The sequence below is a fragment of the Vibrio genomosp. F10 str. 9ZD137 genome, from assembly GCF_049974785.1.
Classification (GTDB): Bacteria; Pseudomonadota; Gammaproteobacteria; order Enterobacterales; family Vibrionaceae; genus Vibrio.
This window is the reverse complement of the sequence record NZ_JBNGCJ010000674.1, coordinates 1-1841: the sequence shown is the minus strand read 5'-3', so window position 1 is coordinate 1841 and position 1841 is coordinate 1. Positions and strand designations below refer to the sequence as shown.

General features: G+C 43.3%; 3 protein-coding genes. All 3 read left to right on the top strand.

Annotation, left to right across the window (positions count from 1 at the left end; all coding sequences use genetic code 11):
* On the top strand, positions 1-359 hold a 359-nt coding region (locus tag ACP45E_RS16245), incomplete at its 5' end, for a c-type cytochrome (RefSeq protein ID WP_141707372.1).
* Positions 360-443: 84 nt separating this feature from the next.
* Positions 444-923 carry a FixH family protein gene (locus ACP45E_RS16240; protein ID WP_017034271.1) on the top strand — a complete coding sequence of 160 codons (480 nt, stop codon included), beginning with the start codon at positions 444-446 and terminating at the stop codon, positions 921-923.
* A gap of 4 nt (positions 924-927) precedes the next feature.
* Positions 928-1841: heavy metal translocating P-type ATPase metal-binding domain-containing protein (locus tag ACP45E_RS16235; RefSeq protein ID WP_141707371.1), on the top strand; the 914-nt coding region annotated here is incomplete at its 3' end.

The window sequence follows — 1841 nt, the reverse complement described above, 5'->3', positions numbered from 1 at the left end:
TTGGTCAAATGCCAGCTTGGAAAGATGCGTTAGGCGAAGACGGTGTGAAAGAAGTGGTTTCATACACTTTAAGTCTTTCTGGTCGTTCAGTGAATGCTCGAGAAGCGGAAGCGGGTAAGGCTAGGTTTGTTGTCTGTGCTGCATGTCATGGTACAGATGGTAAAGGTAACCCTGCTGTTGGTGCACCTGACCTAACGGATCAAGTTTGGCTATATGGTGGTTCACGTGCTGACGTAACAGAAACACTAATGAATGGTCGTTCTGGCGTAATGCCTGCTTGGAAGGATATTCTAGGCGAGGACAAAATTCAGCTTGTGTCTGCGTATGTTTGGAGTCTGACAAACTCAGATAATAAGTAACAATTCAATAACAGCCCCTTTATAAGGGGCTGTCTTTTCTATAGTTTTACATTCTTCTTTCTTTTTGTTGTAGAGAACTTTTTTATGGTACTTCCTTGGTATAAACAGTTTTGGCCGTGGTTTCTAATCATACTACCGGCTACCGTCGTGGTTTGGACTATCGCAACAGTGGTTGTTTTTTCTCAGAACTCTGTTTCTTTGGTGACAGAGGATTACTATAAAAAAGGCAAAGGCATCAACATCGATATTTCAAAAGTTCGAGTGGCTAAAGAGCTTGGGCTTTCTGCGACTGTCCAGTCTCAAGGTAATACGGTAGTGTTTCAGGTCGATAAGGGCTCGTTAGAACATTACCCTGCAATTACCGCTATGTTCGCACACAGAACGTTAGCCGATCGTGATTTTAGCCGTTTGGTGACGTCAGATGCTAACGGTACATATCGATTACAGCTAGATACGGAGCTTCAGGGGCCTTGGTTTATCGAGCTTTCACCTCATGATAAACAATGGCTTATTCAAGGCCGCGTTGGCTTTCCTTCAGACGCTACAATCCCATTAATGAATTAATACTATGTGCAAATCGTGTTATCACTGCGGTGAAGAAGTACCAGTCAACACGGATTTTAAGGTTGAGATCTTAGATGAGATTCGTCCAATGTGTTGTCCGGGTTGTGAAACCGTAGCGCAAACTATTGTTGATAGTGGATTAATTTCTTATTACCAATTCCGTACCGCACCTGCCGACAAAGTTGACTTGGTTCCGGAACAATTATTAAGCTTAATACATTATGACAACGAAGAAGTTCAATCTGAGTTTGTTCGACATAATGAAAACAGTTCGGAAGTGACACTGTCTATAGATGGCGTTTCTTGTGCAGCCTGCGCTTGGTTGATCGAAAAACATCTGACCAAAGTGAAAGGCGTTCAATCGATCAGGGTGAACACGACAACGAACCGAGCGTTGCTGGTGTGGGACAAGTCTCTCGTCAAGCTCAGTGAACTGATCTCAAGCATTCATACTTTAGGATATAAAGCCGCGCCTTTTGAGGCCGATCAACATGAAGCTTCCTATCACCAGTCAATGAAACAATACCTCTATCGATTAGGTATTGCGGGTATTGCTACCATGCAGGTTATGATGCTAGCGGTCGCACTATACCTAGAAGTGTTTGGTGATTTAGAGCCTGAGTTTAAGAACTATTTTCGCTGGGTAAGCTTAATTTTCGCTACTCCCGTCCTACTCTATTCTGCCCTTCCTTTTTACCTGAACGCTTGGCGTAGTATTCGTGGTAAGACATTGGGAATGGATGTCCCTGTTTCCATCGCTCTAATTTTTGCTTATGTAGCAAGTTTAATGGCAACGGTGACTGAGCAAGGTGAAGTATTCTTCGAATCGATTTCGATGTTTACTTTCTTCCTATTAGTTGGGCGGTTTCTTGAAATGCGTGCTCGTCGAAAAGCAGCGGCTGCCAGTGGTAATTTACT

What these genes read in the sequence shown, in the direction of transcription:
- ACP45E_RS16240 (WP_017034271.1), top strand. Translation starts at nt 444, where the DNA reads ATGGTACTTCCTTGGTATAAACAGTTTTGGCCGTGGTTTCTAATCATA.